23 protein-coding genes are annotated in these 20557 nt (G+C 63.8%); 17 read left to right on the top strand and 6 right to left on the bottom strand.

From position 1 onward, the window contains the following. Positions 1-156: 156 nt before the first annotated feature. Complete coding sequence (locus MJ8_RS21755; RefSeq protein WP_201410790.1) at positions 157-648, top strand: hypothetical protein; 492 nt, start codon at positions 157-159, stop codon at positions 646-648. A gap of 29 nt (positions 649-677) precedes the next feature. Here the strand turns inward: MJ8_RS21755 and MJ8_RS21750 are convergent, their stop codons facing one another. Continuing rightward, positions 678-1454: a VOC family protein gene (locus MJ8_RS21750; protein ID WP_201410789.1), complete on the bottom strand. Its 777-nt coding sequence runs from the start codon at positions 1452-1454 to the stop codon at positions 678-680. A 175-nt stretch (positions 1455-1629) separates the two neighbouring features. Here MJ8_RS21750 and MJ8_RS21745 point away from each other — a divergent pair, with 175 nt between their 5' ends. From MJ8_RS21745 to MJ8_RS21725, 5 genes are all read left to right on the top strand, one after another. Further along, complete coding sequence (locus MJ8_RS21745) at positions 1630-2364, top strand: gamma-glutamylcyclotransferase (protein WP_201410788.1); 735 nt, start codon at positions 1630-1632, stop codon at positions 2362-2364. Positions 2365-2478: 114 nt separating this feature from the next. After that, complete coding sequence (locus MJ8_RS21740) at positions 2479-3843, top strand: NAD(P)-dependent oxidoreductase (protein ID WP_201410787.1); 1365 nt, start codon at positions 2479-2481, stop codon at positions 3841-3843. Positions 3844-3845: 2 nt separating this feature from the next. Continuing rightward, positions 3846-5159: an NAD-dependent dihydropyrimidine dehydrogenase subunit PreA gene (gene preA, locus MJ8_RS21735; RefSeq protein ID WP_201410786.1), complete on the top strand. Its 1314-nt coding sequence runs from the start codon at positions 3846-3848 to the stop codon at positions 5157-5159. Positions 5160-5275: 116 nt separating this feature from the next. Continuing rightward, complete coding sequence (locus MJ8_RS21730; RefSeq protein WP_201410785.1) at positions 5276-5794, top strand: RrF2 family transcriptional regulator; 519 nt, start codon at positions 5276-5278, stop codon at positions 5792-5794. Between the two features lie 36 nt (positions 5795-5830). Beyond that, the gene (locus tag MJ8_RS21725; RefSeq protein WP_201415524.1) at positions 5831-6289 is read left to right on the top strand and encodes a carboxymuconolactone decarboxylase family protein; all 459 of its coding nucleotides are present in this window, start codon (positions 5831-5833) and stop codon (positions 6287-6289) included. A gap of 44 nt (positions 6290-6333) precedes the next feature. Here MJ8_RS21725 and MJ8_RS21720 read toward each other — a convergent pair whose 3' ends face one another. Next, positions 6334-7056 (bottom strand): SDR family oxidoreductase, encoded by a 723-nt coding sequence (locus MJ8_RS21720; RefSeq protein WP_201410784.1) that lies wholly within the window; start codon positions 7054-7056, stop codon positions 6334-6336. Continuing rightward, complete coding sequence (locus MJ8_RS21715; RefSeq protein ID WP_201410783.1) at positions 7053-7898, bottom strand: SDR family NAD(P)-dependent oxidoreductase; 846 nt, start codon at positions 7896-7898, stop codon at positions 7053-7055. Before MJ8_RS21715 ends, MJ8_RS21720 begins: the two co-directional genes overlap by 4 nt. Before the next feature lie 103 nt (positions 7899-8001). On the opposite strand from MJ8_RS21715, the gene MJ8_RS21710 reads away from it, so the two are divergent. Beyond that, complete coding sequence (locus MJ8_RS21710) at positions 8002-8874, top strand: helix-turn-helix transcriptional regulator (protein WP_201410782.1); 873 nt, start codon at positions 8002-8004, stop codon at positions 8872-8874. A 14-nt stretch (positions 8875-8888) separates the two neighbouring features. Here MJ8_RS21710 and MJ8_RS21705 read toward each other — a convergent pair whose 3' ends face one another. After that, positions 8889-9518, bottom strand: coding sequence for a TetR family transcriptional regulator C-terminal domain-containing protein (locus MJ8_RS21705; RefSeq protein ID WP_095769027.1), 630 nt, complete (start codon positions 9516-9518; stop codon positions 8889-8891). A 238-nt stretch (positions 9519-9756) separates the two neighbouring features. Between MJ8_RS21705 and MJ8_RS21700 the strand changes: the two genes are divergently transcribed. After that, a complete protein-coding gene (locus MJ8_RS21700; protein ID WP_201410781.1) occupies positions 9757-11085 on the top strand; it encodes an aspartate aminotransferase family protein in 1329 nt (442 codons plus the stop codon). A 96-nt stretch (positions 11086-11181) separates the two neighbouring features. On the opposite strand, the gene MJ8_RS21695 is transcribed toward MJ8_RS21700, so the two are convergent. Then, positions 11182-11820: a TetR/AcrR family transcriptional regulator gene (locus MJ8_RS21695; protein WP_040988054.1), complete on the bottom strand. Its 639-nt coding sequence runs from the start codon at positions 11818-11820 to the stop codon at positions 11182-11184. Positions 11821-11941: 121 nt separating this feature from the next. Here MJ8_RS21695 and MJ8_RS21690 point away from each other — a divergent pair, with 121 nt between their 5' ends. From MJ8_RS21690 to MJ8_RS21680, 3 genes are all read left to right on the top strand, one after another. Further along, the gene (locus MJ8_RS21690) at positions 11942-13192 is read left to right on the top strand and encodes a Zn-dependent hydrolase (protein ID WP_201410780.1); all 1251 of its coding nucleotides are present in this window, start codon (positions 11942-11944) and stop codon (positions 13190-13192) included. 65 nt (positions 13193-13257) lie between these two features. Next, on the top strand, positions 13258-14709 hold the full coding sequence (gene hydA / locus MJ8_RS21685; RefSeq protein WP_201410779.1) for a dihydropyrimidinase: 1452 nt from the start codon (positions 13258-13260) through the stop codon (positions 14707-14709). Between the two features lie 2 nt (positions 14710-14711). Then, positions 14712-15089 (top strand): hypothetical protein, encoded by a 378-nt coding sequence (locus tag MJ8_RS21680; RefSeq protein ID WP_201410778.1) that lies wholly within the window; start codon positions 14712-14714, stop codon positions 15087-15089. Positions 15090-15106: 17 nt separating this feature from the next. On the opposite strand, the gene MJ8_RS21675 is transcribed toward MJ8_RS21680, so the two are convergent. Next, positions 15107-15511, bottom strand: a complete 405-nt coding sequence (locus MJ8_RS21675; protein ID WP_412177070.1) for a cupin domain-containing protein — start codon at positions 15509-15511, stop codon at positions 15107-15109. A gap of 119 nt (positions 15512-15630) precedes the next feature. Between MJ8_RS21675 and MJ8_RS21670 the strand changes: the two genes are divergently transcribed. The 6 genes from MJ8_RS21670 (at position 15631) to MJ8_RS21645 (ending at position 20543) form a co-directional block, all read left to right on the top strand. After that, complete coding sequence (locus MJ8_RS21670) at positions 15631-16422, top strand: ABC transporter ATP-binding protein (protein ID WP_201410776.1); 792 nt, start codon at positions 15631-15633, stop codon at positions 16420-16422. Next, a complete protein-coding gene (locus tag MJ8_RS21665; RefSeq protein WP_225247983.1) occupies positions 16412-16921 on the top strand; it encodes an endonuclease domain-containing protein in 510 nt (169 codons plus the stop codon). Before MJ8_RS21670 ends, MJ8_RS21665 begins: the two co-directional genes overlap by 11 nt. Continuing rightward, positions 16922-17800 carry an ABC transporter permease gene (locus MJ8_RS21660; protein WP_201410774.1) on the top strand — a complete coding sequence of 293 codons (879 nt, stop codon included), beginning with the start codon at positions 16922-16924 and terminating at the stop codon, positions 17798-17800. It abuts the gene before it with no gap. Continuing rightward, positions 17797-18927, top strand: a complete 1131-nt coding sequence (locus MJ8_RS21655) for an ABC transporter permease (protein ID WP_201410773.1) — start codon at positions 17797-17799, stop codon at positions 18925-18927. The genes MJ8_RS21660 and MJ8_RS21655 overlap by 4 nt, the downstream gene beginning before the upstream one ends. A 39-nt stretch (positions 18928-18966) precedes the next feature. Beyond that, entirely contained in the window at positions 18967-19938 is a 972-nt protein-coding gene (locus MJ8_RS21650; RefSeq protein ID WP_201410772.1) for an ABC transporter substrate-binding protein, read from the top strand. Positions 19939-20102: 164 nt separating this feature from the next. Beyond that, on the top strand, positions 20103-20543 hold the full coding sequence (locus MJ8_RS21645) for a CHRD domain-containing protein (RefSeq protein WP_201410771.1): 441 nt from the start codon (positions 20103-20105) through the stop codon (positions 20541-20543). Positions 20544-20557: the final 14 nt, after the last annotated feature.

Raw genomic sequence — 20557 nt, 5'->3', positions numbered from 1 at the left:
GCAATGAACCACTCACTTCCCATGGCTCACCATCAACAATCGGTGAGTGGAAATGGTTTCATTCTCCCGGATTTTTTATTCTCTCTATGGTTGCATATATATCCTTAAAGTTGTACTGGAGGATGGAGGATATCAAACCGTACGGATCGCTTTGCCATGAAAAAAGTCATCGTCATCAGCCTGTTCGCAATCCTCACTGGCACCGGCTTCGCCGCAGCCGCAGACGCGGGTTGCGATGCCTTCAAATGGCCGATCGCGCGCGAGCAAGCCCTGTTCTCGACAGCGCCTGCGGCTCAGTCCGGCGCCACCCTCACGGTCGGGCAAGCGGTGGATTTCTCGCTTGAGGCCGTCGACACGGTCAGCTTTGAAGTGCCGCCGGACCGCGCGCCGAAAGCCGGCACTTTCGGCGCGACGGCAAATGTGACCGTGCCGCCTGGGGGCGAGCTGCAGTTCAGCCTGTCCGATGAGGCCTGGATCGACGTCGTGCAGGACGGGAAGACCGTGAAATCGGCGGCTTTCAGCGGCGTCAAGAACTGCCCGGGCATCCGCAAGAGCGTGCGCTTCAGGCTCCAGGGCGGAGCGGCCATCGTCCAGCTCAGCGGTGCGAAAAAAGCCGATCTGAAGCTTGCGGTGCTGACGCCGGAGTGATCCGGCGCCAATATGTCAGGTGGGCGCTGCTACCGCACCGGCGCCAGCAATGCGAAATGCGCGCCTTGCGGGTCCTGGCACTGGATGATCCACTGGCCGCTCGGCACCTCCATCGGACCCATGATGACCTTGCCGCCATTGTCGGTGACGCGCTTGGCGGCGGCATCGATGGCGTCGACGTTGAAATAGAACTGCCAGACGGGAACCGGGATCTGCGGCGGCTTGTTCATGATGCCGCCACCGGATTCGGGGCCGGCGCCGAAGGTCTTGTAGATACCCATCTCGCCCATGTCGAACTCGCCGGCGCTCTCCCAGCCGAACTGACTGGAATAGAAATCGAAGGCCGCCTTCCAGTCGGTCGTGTAGAGCTCATGCCAGCCGACATGGCCAAGCGTGGTCGCCGGCACCGGCGGCTGTTCCGGCTGATTGGGCTGCAAGAACATGAAGGCGGCTCCTTGCGGGTCGGCGACGACGGCGAAGCGGCCGACGCCCGGAATATCGTCGGGCGCCCGATGCACCGCACCACCGGCGTCCTTGAGCGCTTGCGTGGAGGCGTCGACGTTCTTGGTATAGATATAGCCGATCCATGCGGGCGGCATGCCCATCTTGGCGGGCTCTTCCGGCATGGTCATCAATCCGCCGACGCCGCGCACGGCGGAATTCACGACAATGTAGCGGGGCATGCCGGGCGCCTTGTCGAAAGGCTCGGCTTTCCAGCCGACAACGGCGGTGTAGAAGGCCTCGGCGGCGTCGAGGTCGGTGGTCATCAACTCGTACCAGAAGAAAGGTTGCGGGGATTTCGGCATGGTCGGTCTCCTCACCGGTTCAGGCAGCGATCGTTGTTCGATCCATCCTAGGACGATCCTGGCGACAGAATTCCGACATGGGCCGAAAATATCGGCCGGCAAGGCGCTCCGCCCCGATCTTGCATGGCCCGGGCTTTTCGACTTTGCTGCCGTCAAAGAGGGGTTCGCGTTTTCCATGCGCCAGATGTCGCTCACGCCCGAGCTTGTCGCTCTTTGCCATCGCGACGAGATCGATCCCGGTCCGAGCGGGGAGTGGACGCAACTCAGCGACGACGATTTCAGCGCACTCGCCACGCGTCTCGCCGGCGAAGCCGACGCAGGACCGCTTTGGGTGTTCGCCTATGGCTCGCTGATCTGGAAACCGGCCTTCGAGTCGGTAGAGCAGCAGCGTGCCTCGGCGCATGGCTGGCATCGCTCCTTCTGCCTGGATCTCGTGCGCTGGAGAGGCAGCGCCGCGCAGCCCGGACTGATGATGGCGCTCGAACGCGGCGGACGCTGCGACGGTGTCATCTATCGCCTGCCGGACGGCGACAAGCCCGCCCAGATCGAAAGGCTGTTGCGACGCGAGATCGACGACCACGAAGCCGTTGCGTCCGTCAGGTGGGTTCCGGTGCGCACGGCGCAAGGCCGGCTGCGGGCGCTGGGCTTCTGGGTTGGCGTGACCGGCAGGGGGACGTCGCTCAGGCAGCCGCTGGAGAAGGTGGCTTGGGTGCTGGCGCGCGCGTGCGGCCATGTCGGCTCCGGCGCCGAATATCTCTACAACACCGTCAGCCATCTCGAGACCTTCGGCATCCATGACCGCAATCTGTGGCGGCTGCAGGAACTTGTGGCGGCCGAGATCCGGTCGATCCACAGCCGCAGGGTCACAAGCCACGACACCGCGGAGGTGACCGAGGCGGCTATAACATGACTTCATTTGTCATATTTTTACTCAACCATTTCAGCGGCTTGGCCGAAAATTGACCAATTGATAAAAAAATAAAACGTGCTAGCCTTCCCCAAAACGACAACAAGGGGAACTGGAATGGCGACTGGTCATTTCATCGAGGGCATTGCCGGCGGCCGGCTGTCTTCCGAGCAATATGCCGACAATTTTTCCGACCTGCATCCGCCGCTCGATCACCACGAGGCGCTGGTCGAATCCGATCGCTGCTACTTCTGCTACGACGCGCCGTGCATGAACGCGTGCCCGACCTCGATCGACATCCCGTTGTTCATCCGGCAGATCGCCACCGGCAATCCGCTGGGCTCGGCCAAGACGATCTTCGACCAGAACATCCTTGGCGGCATGTGCGCCCGCGTCTGCCCGACCGAGACGCTGTGCGAAGAGGTCTGCGTGCGCGAGGTGGCCGAAGGCAAGCCGGTGCAGATCGGCCGGCTGCAGCGCTACGCCACCGATGTGGCGATGGCGGAGGGCAAGCAGTTCTACAAGCGCGCCGAGCCGACCGGGAAAAGCATCGCCGTGGTCGGCGCTGGGCCGGCTGGGCTGGCGGCGGCGCATCGCCTTGCCCGCCACGGCCATGACGTGACCATCCTCGAGGCGCGGCCGAAGGCCGGCGGCCTCAATGAATATGGCATCGCCGCCTATAAGAGCGTCGACGATTTCGCGCAGGCCGAGGTCGACTATGTCACCGCAATCGGCGGCATCGACATCCAGAACGGCAAGGCGCTCGGCCGCGATTTCCAGCTGGCCGACCTGGTGCGGAATTACGATGCGGTGTTCCTCGGGCTCGGGCTGGGCGGCGTCAATGCGCTGCGCGCCGAGGGCGAGGACGCCGACGGCGTTAGCAATGCCGTCGAATTCATCTCGGAACTGCGCCAGGCAAGCGATCTCTCCAGCCTGCCGGTCGGCCGGCGCGTCGTCGTCATCGGCGGCGGCATGACGGCGATCGATGCCGCGGTGCAGTCGAAATTGCTCGGCGCCGAGGAGGTGACGATCTGCTACCGGCGCGGCCAGGAGCACATGAACGCTTCCGGCTTCGAGCAGGATCTGGCCGCCGCCAATGGCGTCACCATCCGCCACTGGCTGCAGCCGAAGCGCGTCATTGACGAGAACGGCAAGGTCTCGGCCATCGAGCTCGAATACACCGCGATGAGCGGTGACAAGCTTGTCGGCACCGGGGAAACGCTGCGGCTCAACGCCGACCAGGTGTTCAAGGCCATCGGCCAGAGCTTCGTGCCTGCTCACCTCAACGGCAGCAGCGAAGCGATCGAGCTCGAAGGGGGCCGCATCAAGGTCGATGCGGAAGGGCGCACCTCACTGGCGAAAGTCTGGGCAGGCGGCGATTGCATCTTCGGCGGCGACGATTTGACTGTCTCGGCGGTAGCGCAAGGGCGCGATGCAGCCGAGAGCATCCACCGGGCGCTGACCTCTAACGGGAGGGCATGAGCATGGCAGACATCCGCAATACCTTCATCGGCATCAAGTCGCCCAATCCGTTCTGGCTGGCCTCGGCGCCGCCGACCGACAAGGCCTATAATGTCGAACGCGCTTTTAAGGCGGGCTGGGGCGGCGTGGTGTGGAAGACGCTCGGCGAAGAGGGGCCGCCGGTCGTCAATGTCAACGGTCCGCGCTACGGTGCGATCTGGGGCGCCGACCGCCGGCTGCTGGGCTTGAACAACATCGAGCTGATCACCGACCGCGACCTGCAGACCAACCTGCGCGAGATGAAGCAGGTCAAGATGAACTGGCCGGACCGGGCGCTGATCGCCTCGATCATGGTGCCTTGCGTGGAGGAAAGCTGGAAGGCGATCCTGCCGCTGGTCGAGGAAACCGGCGCCGACGGCATCGAGCTCAATTTCGGCTGCCCGCACGGCATGAGTGAGCGCGGCATGGGCTCGGCTGTCGGCCAGGTGCCGGAATATATCGAAATGGTGGTGCGCTGGTGCAAGCAGTACACGCGCATGCCCGTCATCACCAAGCTTACGCCCAACATCACCGACATCCGCAAGCCGGCCCGGGCTGCCAAGGCCGGGGGCACCGACGCGGTGTCGCTGATCAACACGATCAACTCGATCACCGGCGTCGATCTCGACAATTTCGCGCCGATGCCGACCATCGACGGCAAGGGCTCGCATGGCGGCTATTGCGGCCCGGCGGTGAAGCCGATCGCCATGAACATGGTGGCCGAGATCGCGCGCGATCCGGAAACGCATGGCCTGCCGATCTCCGGCATCGGCGGCATCACCACCTGGCGTGACGCTGCCGAATTCATGGCGCTAGGCGCCGGCAACGTGCAGGTCTGCACGGCGGCGATGACCTACGGCTTCAAGATCGTGCAGGAGATGATCGCGGGGCTGGAGAATTGGATGGACGAGAAGGGCCATGCCTCGCTGTCCGACATCATCGGCCGCGCCACGCCCAACGTCACCGACTGGCAGTATCTCAACCTTAACTATGTCGCCAAGGCGCATATCGACCAGGACGCCTGCATCAAATGCGGCCGCTGCCACATCGCCTGCGAGGACACCTCGCATCAGGCGATCACCAGCATGGTCAATGGGGTCAGGCATTTCGAGGTGATCGAGGCCGAATGCGTCGGCTGCAATCTCTGCGTCAATGTCTGCCCGGTCGAAGGCTGCATCACCATGGAGCCGCTGGCGGCCGGCGTGCTCGACCAGCGCACCGGCAAGCCGGTGTCGCCGATCTACGCCAACTGGACGACGCATCCCAACAATCCGATGGCCAAGGTGGCGGCGGAATAAGGACCGTTCAATTCGAGCGCGCGAAAAACGGCGCCTTCGGGCGCCGCTTTTCATTTCGCCTATTGCGGATAGAAATTATCCACGATAAAAGATATCCAAGAATAGGAGTCGGCACGATGAAACTGGGTGATGGCGTCGAGGCGGCCATTCACTGCACAGCCACGCTGGCCAGCGTGGACGGCAACAGCACGATGCCGGGCGCGGCGCTGGCGGAATGTTTTGGGCTTTCGCCGAGCTATCTGCTCAAGCATCTCAACATGCTCACGGCGGCGCGAATTCTTGAATCGGTGCCGGGGCCGGCGGGAGGCTACCGGCTTGCGCGGCCGGCCGAGCGCATCACGCTGCTCGACATCGTGCTCGCCGTCGAGGGCAGAGAGCCGGCATTTCGTTGCGGCGAAATCCGCCAGCGTGGCCCGGTCAAGATCGACGCGTCGGCCTATGTGAAGCCCTGCGGCATCAATGTCGCGATGCTCAAGGCCGAGCGCGCCTATCGGGCCGCGCTCGCCGAAGTGAAGATTTCCGACATCGTGGCCGAATACGCCGCCGAAGGCGATCCGCGATCCTACGCCGCGAGCTGTTCTTTCGTCGAGCGCCACCAGCGGCCGCAGAAATCCGCTTCATCCAAGCAGACCTAGATCCCTAACCCACCCAAAAACCTGGAAGGAAAGATGATGAAACAGAGATTGCAGTTCTTTGCCAAGGCGCCCGAGATCATGAAGGCGGTGTCGGCGCTCAACAAGGCCGTGGACGAGTGCGGGCTGGAAGTGAGCCTGCTGCATCTGATCAAGCTCAGGGCCTCCCAGATCAACGGCTGCTCATATTGCGTCGAAATGCACAGCCGTGAGGCAAGACGCGACGGCGAGACCGAAACGCGGCTCTACCTAGTCGCCGCCTGGAAGGAATCGCCGCTCTTTTCCGAGCGCGAGCGCGCCGCCCTCGCATGGACCGAGGCCGTGACGCTGATCGCCGACGACGGCGTGTCGGACGAACTCTACGCGCGCACGCTCGAGCATTTCTCCGAAGAGGAACTGGTCAAGCTCTCCGTCGCGCTCGGCATGATCAACACCTGGAACAGGCTCTGCATTCCCTTCCACGCCATCCATCCGATGCCGGCCGCCAAGGCCGCCTGATCGGACGGCCGGCGCGCGGATGAGAAATCCGCGCGCCTCGGTGTTCACGCGGCAAAGCGCAGGCCGCCGTCGCAGGTCAGCACCTGACCGGTCATGAAGCCGTTGGAAACCAGGAACGCGATCGCTTCGGCGACATCCTCGGCGCGGCCGATGCGGCCGACCGGGGTCTTGCCGGCATATTCGGCAAACACCGCTCGCCGTTGATCGTCCGGCAAAAAGTCCCACCAGGGCGTGTCGATGACGCCGGGGGCAACGACGTTGACGCGCAAGGGCTTCAGCTCAACGGCGAGGATCGGCGCGACGGTCAGGAGCATGCCGTTGATGGCTCCGATGCCGGCGACGCCGGGCGCTGCAATCTGCGCCGAGACGGCCGAGATGAAGGTGGCCGACCCGGCCTTGTTCAAGGTCGGCAGGGCCGCTTGCAGACAGGAGAGCTGCGGCCGGATTTTTTCGTCGACGCCGCTGCCGATGTCGGCGAGGTCGAGAGTCGCGAACGGCCCCAAGCCTTTGCCGCCGCTCGCCGCGAGAACCAAGTGGTCGAACGGCCCGAGCTCGGCAAAAAACTGCCGCACCTCGTCCGGCTTGGCGGCGTCGAAGGCGGCTTTGCCGACGGTGCCGTCGAGGCTCTTCCAGGCGCTTTTCAGCTTCTCCTCGTTGCGGCCGGTGATGGTGACTTTCATGCCGGGGCCGACCAGCCGTCTGGCCGTGGCAAGGCCGATACCGGACGAGCCGCCGATGATGACGCAGTGTTCGATGGTCTCGCTCATGAGTGCTGTTCCTTGGATTTTGAAGATCGGTGTCCGGTCAGTTCGAGGCTGAGCGCGCGCAACTGGGCGCGGGCCTTTCCGTCATAAGCCTGGGCATCGGCGCGCGATTCCCTCTGGCCGTCGAAATAGCGGCCGCTGCGCCCTTCGAGCGCCGGCGATGTCGCCAGGTTGAGGATGGCGTCGGCGCCGGTTTCGACCGAGCTCCACGGCGTGACGCCGGCCTGTCTGACCATGGTCGTGTCCATGTAGCTTGCCGGATGAAGCGCGTTGACGGTGACGCCGGTGCCGCCGAGCTGCTCCGCCAGATCGACGGTGAACAGGATCTGCGCCAACTTGCTCTGGCAGTAGGCGCGCACGCCGCTATAGCCGTGCGTCAGCATGACGTCGTCGAAGTCGATCGCCTGCTGGCCGGCCGAGGCGACGTTGACGATGCGCGCCGGCGCGCTTGCCTTGAGCAAAGGTAAAAGCTCCGACGTCAGCAGAAAGCCGGCGAGATAGTTGACGGCGAAGCGCAGCTCGTAGCCATCGGCACTGACCTGCCGTTTGGCGCCCTGGCCACCGGTGCCGACGCCGGCATTGTTGATCAGGATGTCGAGTCGGTCGGTCCTTATGCGCACGGCTTCGGCGAGGCGGCGCACTTCGGCAAGCGAAGCGAGATCGGCGGCGAGAAATTCCGCGTTGCCGCCCTTGGCCTCGATCGCGGCGACTGTCGCTTTGCCGCGGCCCACGTCACGGCCATGCACCAGCACGCGGGCGCCGGCGGCGCCGAGCCTTTCGGCGACCACGCGACCGACACCGTCGGTCGAGCCGGTGACGAGAATTGTCTTGTCCTTGAGTTCCATGTCCAGAGCCTCCTTGCGCTGCTCTGCACGGAAAGATGGGACACGGCGTGTGTCTCAAACAGTTCAAACTTTATCCTGGTATCGGTACTGCTATAATAAGCGCATGGATGCCGTCGCTCATTCCCCCGAAGATCATCGCCGGCGCGAGCTTGGCGCCTTCCTGCGTTCCCGCCGCGAGCGGCTTTCGCCTGATGCCGCCGGCATCGCTTGCGGCGCGCGGCGACGCACGCCTGGGCTGCGGCGCGAGGAAGTGGCGATGATCGCCGGCGTCGGCACGACCTGGTACACCTGGCTGGAGCAGGGCAGGGATGTGCGGCCTTCGGTCGAGGTGCTGTCGGCGCTCTGCCAGGCGCTGCGGCTCGACGCCGCCGAGCAGCGGCATCTGTTCACGCTCGCCGGCCGCCAGCAGCCGGAGCGGCGGCGCATCGTTGCGGGAAAGGTCGAGGGGCCCTTGCTGCACATGCTGCAGAGCCTGGTGTTGCAGCCCGCCTATGTTGTCGGCCCGCGCTGGGACGTGCTGGCCTGGAACGAGGCGGCGGTCGCCATTTTCGGCGACTACGGCCTGTTGGAGGGCGATGCCCGCAACATCATCCATGGTGTCTTCACCGATCCGCACCGGCGGCACCTGCTGGTGGATTGGGAGCAGTTGGCGCGCGCGACCCTCGCCGCGTTCCGCGCCGAGAGCGCGAAATACGTCGGCGATCCTGATTTCGAGCGGCTGATCGCGCTGATGATGCGCTCCAGCCCTGAATTCCGCGAATGGTGGCCGCAGCGCGATGTCGTGCACCGGCTCTCCGGCCTCAAGCACCTGCGGCATCCGATCGCCGGCGCGATGACGTTCGAGCATATGAGCCTGTCGATCGACGACGGCTCGGACATGCGATTGATCGTCTACACGCCGCTCGCCGAGCAGAACTCGGTTGCGAAGCTCAAGAAGCTGCTCGAGGGGCTTCCGACCGAGCGGCGCAGCGCGTAGGCGACGAGGGCAGGTCAGCCCTTCGGCTTCAGCCCATCCAGGAACAGCTGCTCCAGGAAGCGCGCCGCGTCCTCGAAGCGGCCGTCGCCGCCGCGGTCGGCGCCGAGCACGGCGCGCACCTGGACATCGAAATCGGCATAGTGCTGCGTCGTCGCCCAGATCGAGAAGATCAGGTGCCAGGGATCGGTGCGGGCGATCTTGCCGGCGCGCATCCAGCCCTTGATGACCGCGGCCTTCTCGTCGACCAGCGTCTTCAATTCACCCTCCAGCATCGGCTTGATGCGCGGCGCACCTTGCAAGATCTCGTTGGCGAACAGCCGGCTTTCGCGCGGGAAGTCGCGCGCCATTTCGAGCTTCCTGCGGATATAGCTTCTGAGCTCCGTCAGCGGGTCGCCGATGTCGTCCAGCTCGCGCAGCGGCGCCAGCCAGGTGTCGAGCAGGCGCTGCATCAACGTCTCGTGAATGTCTTCCTTGCGGCGGAAGTAATAGAGAAGGTTGGGCTTCGACATGCCGGCGGCTTCGGCGATCTGGTCGATGGTCGAGCCGCGAAACCCGTTGGCGGAGAAGACTTCGAGCGCGGCTTCCAGGATCAGCTCGCGCTTTTCCTGCTGGATGCGGGTGCGGCGGGGAGCGGAGCCTTCCATCGTGTCCGTCATCCTTGCCGGCCGTCTTTGCACGGGCTCTCTGGACCAATTGTCTGGACCAGTTTTTCCTTGGGCTGTGGAGCGCGCTTTTTATGCCGCATTTCCGCTAGTAATCCCCTGACCGCCGACTGGCGGCGCTAACGTTTGTCCAACCGGTCAAAATTTTGCGTAGCACGAAAGCGCAGCAAAGACCAAGCGTTGGCCGCACCGAAACAGGTTACAAGGGGAAGTCCTGGTCATGTCCAACCGGCTGAAAGTCACGCCGAACGATCTCAGCGCATTCTGGATGCCGTTCACGGCAAACCGTCAGTTCAAGCAGGCGCCGCGCATGTTCGTGTCCGCCAAGGACATGCACTACACCACCAGCGACGGCCGCAAGGTGCTCGACGGCACTGCGGGCCTGTGGTGCGTGAACGCCGGCCATTGCCGGCCGAAGATCACCGAGGCTATCCAGAGCCAGGCCGCCGAGCTCGACTATGCGCCGGCCTTCCAGATGGGCCATCCCATTGTCTTCGAGCTGGCGAACCGGCTCGTCGACATCGCGCCGAAGGGCATGGACCATGTCTTCTTCACCAATTCCGGTTCGGAATCGGTCGAGACCGCGCTCAAGATGGCGATCGCCTATCACCGCGTTCGCGGCGAGGGCTCGCGCACCCGGCTGATCGGCCGCGAGCGCGGCTATCACGGCGTCAATTTCGGCGGCATCTCGGTCGGCGGCATCGTCTCCAACCGCAAGATGTTCGGCACGCTGCTCGGCGGCGTCGACCATCTGCCGCACACGCATCTGCCGGAAAAGAACGCCTTTTCGAAGGGCGTGCCGGAGCATGGCGCGGAATTGGCGAACGACCTCGAGCGGCTCATCGCGCTGCATGACGCCTCGACCATCGCGGCCGTCATCGTCGAGCCGGTCGCCGGCTCCACCGGCGTCATCCTGCCGCCGAAGGGCTATCTGCAGAAGCTTCGGGAAATTTGCACGAAGCACGGCATATTGTTGATTTTCGATGAAGTGATCACCGGCTTCGGCCGCCTCGGCACGCCGTTCGCGGCGGATTATTTCGGCGTCACGCCGGATATCATGACCACCGCCAAGGGCGTCTCCAACGGCGTCATTCCGATGGGCGCGGTGTTCGTCAAGAAGGAGATCCACGACGCCTTCATGACCGGCCCGGAGCACATGATCGAGTTCTTCCATGGCTATACCTATTCGGGCAATCCGATCGCCTGCGCCGCGGCGCTCGGCACGCTGGACACCTACAAGGAAGAGGGTCTTTTGACGCGCGGCGAGGAGCTGGCGCCGTATTGGGAAGACGCGCTGCATTCGCTGAAGGGCGAGCCGCATGTCATCGACATCCGCAACATCGGCCTGATCGGCGCGATCGAGCTGGCGCCGATCGCCGGCAGCCCGACCAAGCGGGCGTTCTCGGCTTTCGTCAAGGCGTTCGAGCGCGGCGCGCTGATCCGCACCACTGGCGACATCATCGCGCTGTCGCCGCCGCTGATCATCACCAAGGGCCAGATCAACGAGCTGATCGACCACGTTCGCGATGTTCTGAGATCGATCGACTGACAAGCCGGGGCGGACATCCTTCCTATCGAGGGAGGATGTCCGTGAAGCGGCTGGGCGAGGTCGGCTGAGAAGCGCCGACCTCGATAGTCATGCCATTCAGGCCGGTTGGGCGCCGATGCCGGTCAGGATCACTCGCTTGATGTTTTCCTTGGCTTCCCGCCATTGCCGGTCGGAGAGCGACTTGCCACCGTTAAGGGTCTCGATCTGGTGGCCGAAATCGGCGTAATGCTGGGTCGTGGCCCAGAGCATGTAGAGCAGATGACGCGGGTCCACCGGGTCCATCTTGCCTTCCTCGATCCAGCGCCTGATGATCTCGACGCGGCCGTCGGTCCATTCGCGCAGAGTCGATTCCATATAGTCCTGAAGCACCGGCGCGCCGTGCATTACTTCCGATGCCCAGACCTTCGAGCCGTCCGGGTGGCGGCGCGATATCTCCATCTTGGCGTCGATATACGCGCTGATGCCGTCCACCGGGCCGCGCGCCGCGTCAAAGCAATTGGCCGCCTGCAGCCAGATCTCGAAGATGTTCTGGACGACGGACCGGTAGAGCTCCTCCTTGGTGGCGAAATAATAGTGGAGATTAGCCTTTGGCAGTCCCGCCAAATCGGCGATCAGCTGCATCGTGGCGCCGCCGAACCCGGCTTCCGCGAACACCTTTTCGGCGGCAAGCAGGATGGCTTTTTCATTCTCCCGCCTTATGTCCTGTCGCCGCATGGGACGGGTGGATTCGGTCATGCCTCCCCCAAGATTCTCGTTGACCGCTTGGTCAGCTTGTGTAGTCTGAAAGCTGACCATACGGTCAGGATGCAAACCACTCAAGGGGCGACAAGACCCCTGGTGAAAATGGGAACCGCAAATGGCCGCACCCGGCGAAAATCTGCGAATCAATTCAGACCGTTTGTGGGATTCCATCATGGAGATGGCGAAGATCGGCCCCGGCATCGCCGGCGGCAACAATCGCCAGACGCTCACCGATTCCGACAAAGAGGGCCGCGCGCTTTTCAAGTCCTGGTGCGATGCGGCCGGGCTCTCGATGGGTGTCGACCAAATGGGCACCATGTTCATGACGCGCGCCGGCACCGATCCGGACGCGCTGCCGGTCTATGTCGGCTCCCACCTCGACACCCAGCCGACCGGCGGCAAGTATGACGGTGTGCTCGGCGTGCTCTCGGGGCTCGAGGTCGTGCGTTCGCTCAACGATCTCGGCATCAAGACGAAGCACCCGATCGTCGTCACCAACTGGACGAATGAAGAGGGCGCGCGTTTCGCCCCGGCCATGCTTGCCTCCGGCGTGTTCGCCGGGGTGCATACGCAGGACTACGCCTATGCCCGCAAGGATCTGGACGGCCTGACCTTCGGCGACGAGCTGAAACGGATCGGCTGGGTCGGCGACGAGAAGGTCGGCGCGCGCAAGATGCACGCCTATTTCGAGTACCACATCGAGCAGGGACCGATCCTCGAAGCCGAGAACAAGCAGATCGGCGTGGTAACGCACTGCCAGGGCCTGTGGTGGCTGGAATTCACGCTGACCGGCAGGGAAGCGCATACCGGCTCGACGCCGATGAATATGCGCGTCAACGCCGGCCTTGCCATGGCCCGCATCCTGGAGATGGTGCAGACGGTCGCCATTGAGAACCAGCCGGGCGCCGTCGGCGGCGTCGGCCAGATGAAGTTCTCGCCCAATTCCCGCAACGTGCTGCCGGGCACGGTGGTCTTCACCGTCGACATCCGCTCGCCGGACCAGGCGAAGCTCGACGGCATGCGCGCCCGCATCGAAAAGGAAGCGCCGAAGATCTGCGAAGCGCTCGGCGTCAAATGTTCGGTCGAGGCGGTCGGCCATTTCGATCCGGTAACCTTCGACCCGACGCTGGTCGGCCGCGTGCGCACCGCCGCCGAAAAGCTGGGCTACAGCCACATGAACATCATCTCCGGCGCCGGCCATGACGCCTGCTGGGCGGCCAAGGTCGCGCCGGCGACCATGGTCATGTGCCCCTGCGTGGGCGGTCTCAGCCACAACGAGGCCGAGGAAATCTCCAAGGAATGGGCCGCGGCTGGCGCCGACGTGCTGTTCCACGCGGTGGTCGAGACGGCGGGAATCGTCGAGTGACCGATTAGACCAAATCACCTCGCAACGCCGCTCGCAAAGAAGCGCGAAAGAACAGGGGAACAGAAATGACCAAAGTCATCCGCAACGGCACCGTCGTCACCGCCGACCGCACCTGGAAGGCCGACGTGCTGATGCAGCACGGCAAGATCGTCGCCATCGGCTCCAACCTGCATGGGGACCACGAGTTCGACGCCACCGGCTGCTACGTCATGCCGGGCGGCATCGATCCGCACACCCATCTCGAAATGCCGTTCATGGGCACCTATTCGGCCGACGATTTCGAATCCGGCACGCGCGCCGCCCTTTCCGGCGGCACCACCATGGTGGTCGATTTCTGCCTGCCGGCGCCGCAGCAGTCGCTCTTGGAAGCGCTGCAGATGTGGGACAACAAGACCTCGAAAGCGTCCTGCGATTATTCCTTTCACATGGCGATCACCTGGTGGGGCAAGCAGGTGTTCGACGAGATGGCTCAGGTCGTCGACAGGGGCATCACTTCGTTCAAGCATTTCATGGCCTATAAGGGCGCGCTGATGGTCGACGACGACGAGATGTATTCGTCGTTCCAACGCTGCGCCGATCTCGGCGCGCTGCCGCTCGTCCACGCCGAGAACGGCGACGTGGTTGCCGCGCTCTCGCAAAAGCTTCTGGCCGCCGGCAACAACGGCCCGGAAGGCCACGCCTATTCGCGCCCGCCGGAAGTGGAGGGCGAGGCCACAAACCGCGCCATCATGATCGCCGACATGGCCGGCGTGCCGCTCTATGTCGTGCATGTCTCCTGCGAGCAGAGCCACGAGGCGATCCGTCGCGCTCGCCAGAAAGGTATGCGCGTCTATGGCGAGCCGCTGATCCAGCACCTGACGCTCGACGAGACCGAATATTTCAACAAGGACTGGGACCATGCGGCGCGGCGCGTGATGAGCCCGCCCTTCCGCAACAAGCTGCACCAGGATTCACTGTGGGCCGGCCTGCAAGCGGGCTCGCTGCAGGTGGTGGCGACCGACCACTGCTCCTTCACTACCAAGCAGAAGCGCAATGGCATCGGCGATTTCACCAAGATCCCGAACGGCACAGGCGGGCTCGAGGACCGCTTGCCGGTGCTGTGGACGACCGGCGTCAACACCGGGCGGCTGACGATGAACGAGTTCGTCGCGGTGACCTCGACCAACATCGCCAAGATCCTCAACATGTATCCGAAGAAGGGCGCGATCGTCGAAGGCGCCGACGCCGACATCGTCGTATGGGATCCGAAGCGCAAGAAGACGATCTCGGCCAAGAACCAGCAGTCGGTGATCGACTACAATGTCTTCGAAGGCGTCGAGGTCACCGGCCTGCCGCGCTTCGTCTTCTCGCGCGGTGAATTGTCGATCGAGGAGGCGGACGTCAAGGCAAAGGCGGGCCATGGCGAGTTCGTCGCGCGCGAGCCAAACGGCGCGGTCAACCGCGCGCTGTCGACCTGGAAGGAGATTTCCGCTCCGCGCAAGGTGGAGCGTACCGGCATCCCGGCCACCGGGGTCTGACCATGCGGGCCCTTCATCTGGCGATCGCGGCGACTGCTGTGCTGGCCGCCGGCCAGGCTCTTGCCGTGGGCATCGACCTCAGCAAGCCCTATGGCGACAAATATGGCTGCATAAACCGGAACGGCCAGCAGGTCGCCGCCGACAAGATGCTGCTTTTGACCGACAAGGAACTGATCACGGCCGCCAGCGCCTGCACCTTCAGCGACAAGCAGCCCCAGGCCGATGGCTCGCTGGTGGTGACGGCGAAATGCGAGGCGGAGGGCGAAGAGGGACAGGCGCCGGCCAAGTTCACCATCAAGCGCAGCGCGAAGAACGCGAAGAAGCTGGTGGTGGCCGACGAGGACGGAAATGTGATGGGCGAAGTCGCGCGATGCAAATGACGGCGATCCCGTCAGGGTCAGGCGACGAGCTCATCCAACTCCGGCAGCAGGACGACGCTTTCCTGCTCGTTGGGGTCGGTGCGGGCGATGACGGCGGAAGACGGGGCGCCACTCAGATTGGCCGGCAGATGCGGCACTCCGGCCGGGATGTAGAACAGATCGCCGGCCTTGACGGTGATGTGGTGCTCGAGCCGGTCGCCGTACCAGGTGTGGACTTCGCCGGAAAGCACGTAGATGGCCGTCTCGTGGCTTTCGTGCATATGCGCCTTGGCGCGGGCGCCGGGCGGCATGGTGAGAAGATGCATGCAGATGCCGGAGGAGCCGACGGTCTCGGCGGCGATGCCGGCGAAATAGCTCAGCCCCTGCTTGCCTTCATAAGTGCTTTCGGGGCGAACGAGATGACAGGTGGGTTTAGGCGACATCGGCAAGGCTCCGGGCGGCGTCGATCGGGTGGGACAGGACGAGTGGAAAGCAACGCTATCATAAAATCAACCGGATTGCGGACACCGCGGCAGCGGCTGCGAACGGCAGGCTGCAGCCAATGACCGAACAGCAGCCAGCCGTCGTTTCGGCAAGCAAGCTCGGCCTCACCTTCCAGACCAATGACGGTCCGGTGCAGGCGCTTTCCAATGTCGATCTGACCATCGGCAAGGGCGAGTTCGTTTCCTTCATAGGCCCGTCCGGCTGCGGCAAGACGACCTTGCTGCGCGTCATCGCGGACCTGGAGAAGGCGACATCCGGGACCATCGCGGTCAACGGGATGACGCCGGAGCAGGCGCGCGAGAAACGCGCCTATGGCTATGTCTTCCAGGCGGCGGCCTTGTTCCCGTGGCGCACCATCGAGCGCAACGTGGCGCTGCCGCTGGAGGTCATTGGCTTGAGCCAGGCCGAGCAGGCGGAGCGCATCAAGCGCACGCTGGCGCTGGTCAACCTCTCGGGCTTCGAGAAGAAATATCCCTGGCAGCTTTCCGGCGGCATGCAGCAGCGCGCCTCGATCGCGCGCGCTCTCGCCTTCGATGCGGACCTGCTTTTGATGGACGAACCGTTCGGCGCGCTGGACGAGATTGTCCGCGACCATCTGAACGAGCAGCTCCTCGACCTCTGGGCGCGGACCAACAAGACGATCTGCTTTGTTACCCACTCGATCCCGGAGGCGGTCTACTTGTCGACGCGCATCGTGGTGATGTCGCCGCGGCCGGGCCGCGTCACCGACATCATCGAATCGACGCTGCCGAAGGAGCGGCCGCTCGACATCCGCGAGACGCCGGAATTCCTGGCGATCGCCGCGCGCGTGCGCGATGGTCTCAGGGCTGGGCACAGCTATGATGATTGAGGCGGACGAGTTTCCTCCTCTCCCCCACGGGGAGAGGGTGGCCGCGGAGCGGCCGGGTGAGGGGACGTCGACGGATTCGACCAAAAGAAAGGTCGGCGCAACGGCCCGAGCCCGGGAGCTTCGGATCGACGAGACCGAAGCGGAATACAGGCTTTGGGGCGAATTGAGAGGACGGCACCTCAATGGCTATAAGTTCGTGAGGCAAGTGCCGCTGGGCCCTTTCTTCGCAGCCTTTGTCTGTCGTGAAAAAGCGTTGATCGTCGAAATAGACGGCAGCCAGCACGCCGATTCTCCAACCGATGCGGCGAGAACCGCTTGGCTGAACCGCCACGGTTATTCTGTTCTTCGCTTCTGGAACCATGAGGTTCTGGCGGAGCGTCGGGCGGTGCTGGATACGATCCTGGCGGTGCTTGATGGGCGGATACACTCACCCTCACCCGGCCTTCGCTTCGCTCCGGCCACCCTCTCCCCGGCGGGGAGAGGGGAAAGGCGGCGCTAGATGGACTCCTTCCGCTCCAAGATCATCCCCGTCACCACCATCCTCGCCGGCGTGGTGGTGCTTTGGTACATCTTTGCCGTCATCCTCAACGCGCCGTTCCAGCGCGATCTCGATGCCAGGGGCAACGAGACCCCCGGCGCGGTCGAGTTCATCGGCAAGACGCTGTCGCAGCCGAAGCCGACGCTGCCGGCGCCGCACCAGGTGGCGGTGAATTTCTTCGAAAACACTTTCCTGCGGTCCGTCACGTCGAGCCGCAGCCTTGTCTACAACACCTGGGTGACATTGTCCTCGACGCTGCTGGGTTTCGCCTTCGGCACGGCGCTCGGCATCGTCATCGCGGTGGGCATCGTGCATGTGGCGACGCTCGACCGCAGCCTGATGCCTTGGATCATCGCCTCGCAGACGATTCCCATCCTGGCGGTGGCGCCGATGATCATCGTGGTGCTGGCGGCGGTGGGCATCACCGGCCTGATCCCCAAGGCGCTGATCTCGACCTACCTGTCGTTCTTCCCCGTCGCCGTCGGCATGGTGAAGGGCCTGCGCTCGCCCGAGCTCATGCATCTCGATTTGATGCATACCTACAATGCCAGCGCTTCGCAGACCTTCTGGAAGCTGCGCGTGCCGGCCTCGGTGCCGTTCCTGTTCACCTCGATGAAGGTGGCGGTGGCGGCGAGCCTTGTCGGTGCCATCGTCGGCGAATTGCCGACGGGGGCCGTCGCCGGCATCGGCGCGAAGCTGCTCGCGGGCGCCTATTACAGCCAGACCATCGATATCTGGTCGGCGCTGGTCGCGGGTTCCGTCGTCGCCGCGCTGCTGGTGATGGTGGTCGGCATCGCCGGACGCCTGGTCGACCGCGCCATGGGCGGGAGGCCGGCATGAGCGCCGTCAAGTACAGTTGGCAGGCAAACCTGGCCTTCGTACTGGTTTTCTATCCGATTGTGATTTTCGTTTTCAACATAGGCGTACCGGGCCTCGCCTGGCCTTATGGCAGCTCTTCAGGAGGACTTGCGATCGCATTGGTTGCCCTTCCGGTTTGGATCGCAGGTCGCCTCCCTAAGCTGTGGGAGGCAGCGCTTCTTTTTATCTGCGCCCACGGCGCTGCGTTTCTGCTGCTGGGCAGCATTCGCGGTCACGAAGGTACGGCGGGGCCTGCTTACTACCTTGTGCTCGCTGGGGCATGGTTGCTCGCTTGGCGCTGTGTCGCGATTTTGTCGGAGCTGCGCCCAAATTCACGCCTGATGTCGACCGCCTTGCGCCTGATCATCCCGGCGATCTTCGGCGCCTGGATCCTCATCCTCTGGGAAGCGGTGACGCGCGGCGCGGGCATCCCCTTCATCCTTTTGCCGCCGCCAAGCGCCATCGGCGCGCGCATCGCCAATTCGCTGCCGATCCTGGGCTCGGATGTGCGGCAGACGATCCTCAAGGCGGTGCTCGTCGGCTATGTCGTCGGCAATCTCGCCGGTTTCGTCGTCGCCATCCTCGCCGACCGCGTGCCGTTCCTGCGGCGCGGCCTGCTGCCGATCGGCAACATGGTCTCGGCGCTGCCGATCATCGGCGTGGCGCCCATCATGGTCATGTGGTTCGGCTTCGACTGGCCGTCCAAGGCCGCGGTGGTCATCATCATGACCTTCTTCCCGATGCTGGTGAACACGGTCGCTGGGCTGGCCGCATCCGGCCATATGGAGCGCGACCTGATGCGCACCTATGCATCGGGCTATTGGCCGACGCTGCTCAAGCTCAGGCTGCCGGCGGCGATGCCGTTCATCTTCAACGCGCTGAAGATCAATTCGACGCTGGCGCTGATCGGCGCCATCGTCGCGGAGTTCTTCGGGACGCCTGTGGTCGGCATGGGATTCCGCATCTCGACGGAAGTCGGGCGGATGAACATCGACATGGTGTGGGCCGAAATCGCAGTTGCAGCACTTGCGGGTTCGGTCTTTTATGGCGTGGTCGCTCTCATCGAGAGAGCCGTCACGTTTTGGCATCCCTCTGTCCGAGGTGGATAGGGGCGGTGGGTTTGGGTGCTAACTTCAGAGGGTAACAACATGAAAAGACTGCTGATTTCTGCTTTGGCCGGCGCCATGTCGCTGGCCGCCTTCCAGGCCATAGCCGCCGACAAGGTGACATTGCAGCTGAAATGGGTCACGCAGGCCCAGTTCGCCGGCTACTATGTCGCCAAAGCCAAGGGCTTCTATGACGCCGAAGGCCTCGACGTCGACATCAAGCCGGGCGGCCCGGATATCGCGCCCGAGCAGGTGATCGCCGGCGGCGGCGCCGATGTCATCGTCGACTGGATGGGCGGCGCGCTCGCCGCACGCGACAAGGGCGTCATGCTCGTCAACATTGCCCAGCCGTTCAAGAAGGCCGGCATGGAACTGGTCTGCCCCAAGAACGGACCGATCAAGACCGAAGCCGACTTCAAAGGCCACACGCTCGGCGTCTGGTTCTTCGGCAACGAATATCCGTTCTACGCCTGGATGAACAAGATCGGCCTCAAGACCGATGGCGGCCCGGACGGCGTGACGGTGCTCAAGCAGAGCTTCGACGTGCAGCCGTTGATCCAGAAGCAGGCCGACTGCATCTCGGTGATGACTTATAACGAATACGGTCAGGTGCTGGACGCCGGCTATAAGCCGGAAGATTTGGTCGTGTTCAACTACTCGGCCATGGGCAACGACCTGTTGGAGGACGGGCTCTACACGCTCGAGGACAAGCTCAAGGATCCGGCCTTCGAGGACAAGATGGTGCGCTTCGTGCGCGCCTCGATGAAGGGCTGGAAATACGCAACCGAGAACACCGACGAGGCGGCAGAGATCGTCGTCGACGCCGGCGGCCAGGATGAGAACCACCAGAAGTTCATGATGAAGGAAGTGGCCAAGCTGATCGACAATGCCGACGGCAAGCTGATCCCGGCCGCCTATGAGCGCACCGCCAAGGCGCTGCTCGACCAGAAGATCATCAGCAAGGAGGCGAGCGGCGCCTACACGACCGCGATCACCGACAAGGCGATCAAGTAAGCTCCGCTCTCAACGCGGACGTGCAAAGGGGCGGGCGACCGCCCCTTTTTTCCGGCTGGGGTAAAATAATTGTGCGCACAGGGATACATCCGGCCGCCCGGCCGTTGAAGGGGCGCATCCGCGCGCCGGGGCCGCGAAGGGTGCTGCAATCAACGGAGGTCTTCATGCGCATCCTATCCACGCCGATGCTTTCGGCCTTGGCCGTTTCGACCGCCTTCCTTCTCGCATCGCCGGCCATGGCCGAGACGATGAAGTTCAAGGCGACGCTCGACGGCAGCCAGCAGAGTCCGCCCGTCACCACCAAGGGCAAGGGAACCGCCACATTCACCTTCGACACCACCAGCAAGAAGCTCAGCTGGAACGTCAAATATTCCGGCCTCAGCGGGCCGGCGGTGGCCGCTCACATCCACGGTCCGGCGGATATGGGGGCGAATGCCGATCCGGTCATCCCGTTCAAAGGCAAGCTCAAGAGTCCCATCAAGGGCTCCGCGACGCTCACCGACGCGCAGGCGGCCGATCTGGAAGCCGGCAAATACTATGTCAACGTCCACACGGCCAAGAACAAGGACGGCGAGATCCGCGGCCAGATCGAAAAGGCGATGTAGGCTGAAGCGCGGCG

This window comes from Mesorhizobium sp. J8 (genome assembly GCF_016591715.1).
Classification (GTDB): Bacteria; Pseudomonadota; Alphaproteobacteria; order Rhizobiales; family Rhizobiaceae; genus Mesorhizobium.
Note: the sequence above shows the minus strand (reverse complement) of the source record. Positions and strands in the feature narration are given on the sequence as shown.